The sequence below is a fragment of the Lentzea sp. genome (assembly GCF_035525475.1).
In the GTDB taxonomy this organism is placed as follows: domain Bacteria; phylum Actinomycetota; class Actinomycetes; order Mycobacteriales; family Pseudonocardiaceae; genus Lentzea.
This window is the reverse complement of sequence record NZ_DATLEC010000112.1, coordinates 45,168-51,836: the sequence shown is the minus strand read 5'-3', so window position 1 is coordinate 51,836 and position 6,669 is coordinate 45,168. Positions and strand designations below refer to the sequence as shown.

At 66.3% G+C, this 6,669-nt stretch carries 9 protein-coding genes; all 9 read left to right on the top strand.

The window, feature by feature from the left end; genetic code table 11:
- Positions 1 to 944: 944 nt before the first annotated feature.
- The 9 genes from secY to rpsD all read left to right on the top strand — a co-directional run bounded on the left by secY (position 945) and on the right by rpsD (position 6,589).
- Complete coding sequence (gene secY, locus VM306_RS19840) at positions 945 to 2,255, top strand: preprotein translocase subunit SecY (RefSeq protein ID WP_325517100.1); 1,311 nt, start codon at positions 945 to 947, stop codon at positions 2,253 to 2,255.
- Positions 2,256 to 2,816 carry an adenylate kinase gene (locus VM306_RS19835; RefSeq protein ID WP_325517098.1) on the top strand — a complete coding sequence of 187 codons (561 nt, stop codon included), beginning with the start codon at positions 2,256 to 2,258 and terminating at the stop codon, positions 2,814 to 2,816.
- Between the two features lie 50 nt (positions 2,817 to 2,866).
- Positions 2,867 to 3,643: a type I methionyl aminopeptidase gene (gene map, locus VM306_RS19830; RefSeq protein WP_325517096.1), complete on the top strand. Its 777-nt coding sequence runs from the start codon at positions 2,867 to 2,869 to the stop codon at positions 3,641 to 3,643.
- Between the two features lie 113 nt (positions 3,644 to 3,756).
- Positions 3,757 to 4,431, top strand: coding sequence for a hypothetical protein (locus VM306_RS19825; protein WP_325517094.1), 675 nt, complete (start codon positions 3,757 to 3,759; stop codon positions 4,429 to 4,431).
- A gap of 122 nt (positions 4,432 to 4,553) precedes the next feature.
- Entirely contained in the window at positions 4,554 to 4,775 is a 222-nt protein-coding gene (gene infA / locus VM306_RS19820) for a translation initiation factor IF-1 (protein WP_005166804.1), read from the top strand.
- A 25-nt stretch (positions 4,776 to 4,800) separates the two neighbouring features.
- Positions 4,801 to 4,914 (top strand): 50S ribosomal protein L36, encoded by a 114-nt coding sequence (rpmJ, locus tag VM306_RS19815; RefSeq protein ID WP_010148647.1) that lies wholly within the window; start codon positions 4,801 to 4,803, stop codon positions 4,912 to 4,914.
- A gap of 220 nt (positions 4,915 to 5,134) precedes the next feature.
- Positions 5,135 to 5,515, top strand: coding sequence for a 30S ribosomal protein S13 (gene rpsM / locus VM306_RS19810; protein WP_089949064.1), 381 nt, complete (start codon positions 5,135 to 5,137; stop codon positions 5,513 to 5,515).
- 37 nt (positions 5,516 to 5,552) lie between these two features.
- The gene (gene rpsK, locus VM306_RS19805) at positions 5,553 to 5,960 is read left to right on the top strand and encodes a 30S ribosomal protein S11 (RefSeq protein WP_030478320.1); all 408 of its coding nucleotides are present in this window, start codon (positions 5,553 to 5,555) and stop codon (positions 5,958 to 5,960) included.
- Positions 5,961 to 5,983: 23 nt separating this feature from the next.
- Positions 5,984 to 6,589 carry a 30S ribosomal protein S4 gene (gene rpsD, locus VM306_RS19800; RefSeq protein WP_325517089.1) on the top strand — a complete coding sequence of 202 codons (606 nt, stop codon included), beginning with the start codon at positions 5,984 to 5,986 and terminating at the stop codon, positions 6,587 to 6,589.
- Positions 6,590 to 6,669: the final 80 nt, after the last annotated feature.

Below are 6,669 nucleotides of genomic sequence, written 5' to 3'. Positions count from 1 at the left end.
GCCAACAAGTTCTCCAAGACCGCTGTGGAGAAGCTGGCCGCCGCTGGTGGGTCTTCCACCGTGGTGTGACAGCTCTTGGCTGTCTGAAGGGCCCCGGGGCATCGCCCCGGGGCCCTTTGGCGTTTGGTGGGGCTGTGAGGGGGCGTGCGGGGGCTGTGTGGGCGGCTTTGCGGCGCGGGTCGGCTTTGCCGCGTGAGTTGCTGTTCCAGCGGAGGGGTCACCCTTGGCCGTTCGGGTCACCTTGCGTTGGTGGTCTCTCGGGCAGTTTCGACGCCGGGTTGGTCATCGCCGCTTCGCGTCGATAGCGATTGGGGCTTGACTTCGAGGCCCCTTGCGAGGCGCTTCATCGGGCGGAAAAGGCCGGACGCTCCGCGCCCGCCCGATCCCGGCAAGGTAGCACCTCGCACCCGAAGTCAAGCCCCAATCGCAAAGCCAAGGGCCACACCGCTAACCCGCGGTTCACAGGGCTGTCCGGCTCGCTTCGCATCGCTATTTCGGGTGTACCCGGCAGGGATCGCGCGGGGCCGTTTTCCGTTGGCACCGCGCCTGGCGTACTCGGCGGGCGCTGTAGCCCGCCCATCCGCGTCCGCCGGGGTGCGCGGTCGTCGTCCAGCGGGGCTCCAGGCGGGTTCTGCGGTCAGCTGAAAGATTCACGGACGTGACGGGAATTGTGGGGTGGGTGTGAACGTTCCAGGTGGGCGCAAACGCTGCTGGTAGCACGGAATCGCCGAGGTCTCTACCCCGGATGGCCCAGTCGTGCGGTGAGAGATCAACGAGTTGGAACCTGTGATTGGCCACTGGGTACGGCGGGATCGCGGGAGACTGTTAGAGTCGCGGGCTGAACCCGGATGTCCTCCGGGTTGCTTGGTCGTGGCTGCCTGCTGCGGCCTGCCAACTACCGCATGTGCCGGTCCCTGGGGGTCGGCAACGCTCAGGAGGTTCGCGTGCTCGGCGCATTCCGCTCGGCTCTCGCGACGCCGGATCTACGCAAGAAGATCCTGTTCACGCTCGGGATCATCATTGTGTACCGGCTTGGTGCGACCATGCCCGCGCCGGGCGTGTCCTTCAAGAATGTGCGGGCGTGCGCTGAACAGCTCGAAGGCCAGAACATCTACTCGCTGATCAACCTCTTCAGCGGTGGCGCTCTGCTCAACCTGTCGGTGTTCGCGCTGGGCATCATGCCCTACATCACCGCGAGCATCATCATTCAGCTGCTGACCGTGGTCATCCCGCGGTTCGAGCAGCTGAAGAAGGAAGGACAGGCTGGTCAGGGCAAGCTGACGCAGTACACGCGGTACCTGACCATCGGGCTGGCGATCCTGCAGTCCACCGGTCTCGTGGCCCTGGCGGTGCGCGGTCAGCTGTTCGGTGAGTGCGACCAGGACGTCATCCCGGCCAAGGACAGCATCTTCACCCTCATCGTGCTGGTCATCACCATGACCGCCGGTACCTCGGTCATCATGTGGCTGGGCGAGCTCATCACCGAGAAGGGCATCGGCAACGGCATGTCGTTGCTGATCTTCACCGGTATCGCCGCCCGCATCCCGGCCGAGGGCAAGAACATCCTCGACAAGAGCGGCATCACCTTCGCCCTCGTGATCGTGGCCGCTCTGATCATCATCGCGAGCGTCATCTACGTCGAGCAGGCCCAGCGCCGCATCCCGGTGCAGTACGCCAAGCGCATGATCGGCCGCCGCATGTACGGCGGCACGTCGACGTACCTCCCCCTCAAGGTGAACCAGGCCGGCGTCATCCCGGTCATCTTCGCCTCGTCGCTGCTCTACCTGCCGGACCTGATCGTGCGCCTCACCCAGGGCACGTCGACCGAGCCCAACTGGTTCTCGACGTTCGTCCAGACCTACCTGGTCAAGCAGTCGAGCTGGGTGCACATCGCCACGTACTTCCTGCTGATCGTCTTCTTCACGTACTTCTACGTCGGCATCACGTTCAACCCGGACGAGCGCGCTGACGAGATGAAGAAGTTCGGTGGCTTCATCCCCGGCATCCGTCCCGGTCGCCCGACCGCCGAGTACCTCAAGTTCGTGCTGGGTCGCATCACGCTCCCCGGCTCGCTCTACCTCGGCATCGTGGCGATCCTGCCGAACCTGTTCCTGGACCTGACCGGTGACGGCCAGAACCAGAACTTCCCGTTCGGCGGCACCGCGGTTCTGATCATGGTCGGTGTCGGTCTCGACACCGTGAAGCAGATCGAGAGCCAGCTCATGCAGCGCAATTACGAAGGGTTCCTCCGCTAGATGCGACTCGTTCTCGTTGGCCCGCCGGGTGCGGGCAAGGGCACCCAGGCCGAAGTGCTGAGCCGCAAGCTCGGTGTGCCGCACATCTCGACGGGCGACCTCTTCCGGTCACACATCAGCAACCAGACCGAGCTCGGCCTCGAGGTGCAGAGCATCCTCGACGAGGGCGCGCTCGTGCCGGACTCCATCACGAACGAGATGGTCCGCAAGCGTCTGGCCGAGTCCGACGCGACGGACGGGTTCCTGCTCGACGGGTTCCCGCGCAACGTCGCCCAGGCGGACAAGCTGGGTGAGTTCCTGGCCGTCGGCGGTCACTCGCTGGACGCGGTGCTGGAGTTCCGGGTCGACGAGGACGTCGTGGTGGAGCGGCTGCTCGCACGCGGGCGCACGGACGACAAGGAAGACGTCATCCGGCACCGCCAGCAGGTGTACCGCAACGAGACCGCGCCGCTGCTCGACTACTACGCCGACAAGGTCGTCTCCATCGACGCCGTCGGCGAGATCGACGAGATCAGCGAGCGGGCGCTGGCCGCGCTGCACTCCCTGCGCGACGAGAAGTGACGGGTGGACTGCTTGACCGGCTCCGCTCCGTCGTCACGGGTAGTGAACGCATGATCGAGATCAAGACCCGCGGCCAGCTGGAGGCCATGCGCGCCTCCGGCCTGGTCGTGGCGCGGGCGTTGCGCAACGTCGTCGACGCGGTGAAGCCCGGCGTGTCCACGTGGGAGCTCGACGAGATCGCCGAGCAGACCATCCGCGACGCCGGCGCCATCCCGTCGTTCAAGGGCTACCACGGTTTCCCGGCGAGCATCTGCGCCTCGGTGAACGACCAGATCGTCCACGGCATCCCCAGCAAGACGCAGGTGCTGGCCGAGGGCGACCTGATCTCCATCGACTGCGGCGCGATCCTCGACGACTGGCACGGCGACTCCGCCGTCACGGTCGGCGTCGGTGAGCTCTCGCCCGCCGACCACAAGCTGTCCGAGGCGACCAGGCTGTCGATGCTCGCGGGCATCGCCGCCGCGGTGCCCGGTGGGCGGCTCACGGACATCTCGTTCGCCATCGAGTCCTCGGCCGTCGAGTCGGGGGAGCGCGACGGCATCGAGTACGGCATCGTCGCGGACTACGGCGGCCACGGCATCGGCTCCAAGATGCACATGGACCCGTTCCTGCCGAACTACGGCAAGCCCGGCAAGGGCCCGAAGCTCAAGGTCGGCATGGCCATCGCGATCGAGCCGATGCTGACGCTCGGCACCGACGACTCGCAGGAGCTGGAAGACGGCTGGACCGTCATCACGCTCGACGGGACCCGTGCCGCGCACTGGGAGCACAGCGTCGCGATCACCGAGGACGGTCCCTGGGTGCTCACCGCACCCGAAGAGGACTGAGCACCCCCCACGCCTCACGAGCAGCCCCGTTCGCCGTCCGGTGAACGGGGCTATTTCGTTTGCCACCAGCGATACCGTCGAGGTGACGAACGAGTCCAATGCTTGGGGGCATTGTGGGGGTAACCCGTTTCGTCCTGTCCGCTCTACTGATCTGCGTTCCGGGCTGCGCTGCCACGAAGCCGGCCACCGACCTCACCTACCAGGACGTCCCGGCGGACAAGATCGCCGCCCGGATCTTCCTGGCGGACTCCATCGCCGCCGTCGAGCACTGCGATCCGCCGTTCGGCGACGTCGTGGTCGTCCGGCCCGACTTCGTCAGCCCGCCGGCTCCGGTCGACGGCGGGTGCGGCGGCCAGGCCCGGATCGACGCCGGGCCCGAGTACGTCGACGCCGTGAGCCGCATCACGGCGCTGCACACCACCGTGGTGCGCGAGTGGACCGCTCGGCTGGCGTCCGGGCCGGAGGTCGCGCAACGCAGCGCCGCGGACGTCATCCTGCTGCACTGCCTCGACCGCGCCGGGTTCACCCAGCGGGGGCCGGGCACGCCGAGCCTGGAGAGCTACGGCATCGGATCGGGTGACGCCGCGCTCGACAACGCAGCTCAGAGGTGTTCCGACGACACCGGCTACGGAGCCGCGGTCGCCGCTCAGCGCGTCCGCACGCTCAAGTCCGTGCTCGGCACGCACGAGGCCGAGATCAGCGAGATCGCGAAGCTGCGGATCCTGCTGGAGAGCTGCGCGCGGCCCGGTGACGGCCCTGACGGGACCCGATTTGGGTTGCCGGAGTGAACTGCGTACACTTGTCAGGTGGCGCATCCGTCGCGCCGGTTCAGTCATGCCCTTGCAGGTGAGATCGAGCCGGGCTGGAACGCGTCCAAAGGTTATTACCACCGTCACGAAACGCGGAGGACATGGGCAAGAAGGACGGGGCCATTGAGGTCGAGGGCCGCGTAGTCGAGCCGCTCCCCAACGCGATGTTCAGAGTCGAGTTGGAGAACGGTCACAAGGTACTCGCGCACATCAGCGGCAAGATGCGACAGCACTACATCCGCATCCTCCCTGAGGACCGGGTTGTCGTGGAGCTCTCGCCCTACGACCTGTCCCGCGGGCGCATCGTCTACCGCTACAAGTGACCTCCAGTAGCAGGAGATCTCAGGCGTGAAGGTCCAGCCGAGCGTCAAGAAGATCTGCGACAAGTGCAAGGTGATCCGCCGTCACGGCCGGGTCATGGTGATCTGCGAGAACCTGCGCCACAAGCAGCGTCAGGGCTGACCAGTCCCACCACGCGCCCGTCGAGATCTTCGATGACGCAGTAACGAGAAGCCTCCTCGTACCTGCCGCACGCAGGGTTCTCAGCGTGCGGACACCCCCGGATTCCAGGCCGGGGCCGGGACACCGGCTGCGAGAGCAGCCGGAACGACAGACAGCGAGTCAGTCACCGGAACTGGACGAGGAGCAGACCTGGAAGTAATCGACAGGAGTTAACCGCCACATGGCACGACTCGCTGGCGTCGACCTCCCCCGCGAAAAGCGGATGGAGATCGCGCTCACCTACATCTTCGGCATCGGTCGTACGCGCTCCAAGGAGCTGCTCGCCGCCACGGAGATCTCCCCGGACCTCCGGGTGAAGGATCTGACGGACGACGACCTCGCCAAGCTGCGGGACCACATCGAGACGAACTACAAGGTCGAGGGTGACCTTCGCCGTGAGGTCGCGGCCGACATCCGTCGCAAGATGGAGATCGGTTGCTACGCGGGTCTTCGGCACCGTCGCGGCCTGCCCGTTCGCGGACAGCGCACGAAGACGAACGCCCGTACCCGCAAGGGTCCGAAGAAGACCGTGGCCGGCAAGAAGAAGGCCGGCAAGAAGTAAGACCTCGGGTCTGCTGCCCTCAACTTAGGAGTTCGTTTTGCCACCCAAGTCCCGCACGGGAGCCGGGGTCAAGAAGATCCGGCGCAAGGAAAAGAAGAACGTCTCGCACGGCCAGGCGCACATCAAGAGCACGTTCAACAACACCATCGTGTCCATCACGGACCCGCTGGGCAACGTGATCAGCTGGGCGTCCGCCGGCCACGTGGGCTTCAAGGGCTCGCGCAAGTCCACGCCGTTCGCGGCGCAGATGGCTGCCGAGAACGCCGCCCGCAAGGCCGCCGAGCACGGCATGCGCAAGGTGGACGTGTTCGTGAAGGGTCCCGGCTCCGGCCGTGAGACCGCGATCCGTTCGCTGCAGGCCGCCGGTCTCGAGGTCGGCACCATTCAGGACGTGACCCCGCAGCCCCACAACGGCTGCCGCCCGCCCAAGCGGCGCCGGGTCTGAGGCACGGGGAGGAGTAAGAACTAATGGCTCGTTACACGGGACCCGCGACGCGCATCTCGCGCCGCCTGAAGGTCGACCTCGTTGGTGGGGACCAGGCGTTCGAGCGCCGTCCGTACCCGCCCGGCCAGCACGGCCGTGGCCGGGTCAAGGAGTCCGAGTACCTGCTGCAGCTCCAGGAGAAGCAGAAGGCTCGCTACACCTACGGCATCCTCGAGAAGCAGTTCGTCCGCTACTACAAGGAAGCGGTTCGTCGCCCGGGCAAGACCGGTGAGAACCTGCTCCAGATCCTCGAGGCCCGCCTCGACAACGTGGTGTACCGCGCGGGCCTCGCCCGCACGCGTCGCCAGGCTCGTCAGCTGGTCAGCCACGGTCACTTCCTGGTCAACGGCCACAAGGTGAACATCCCGAGCTACCAGGTGTCGAAGTTCGACATCATCGACGTGAAGCCGAAGTCCATGCCGACGCTGCCCTTCGAGGCTGCTCGCGCGTCCTTCGGTGACCGCCCGATTCCCGCTTGGCTGCAGGTCGTTCCGTCGAACCTGCGCATCCTCGTGCACCAGCTGCCCGAGCGCGCGCAGATCGACACGCCTGTCACCGAGCAGCTCATCGTCGAGCTCTACTCGAAGTGATCCTCTCCGAGCCACTGTCCACAGTGTGTGATCACGCTGGGGACGGTGGCTCGGGTCGGGTCCCGCATCGGCGCGAAGGG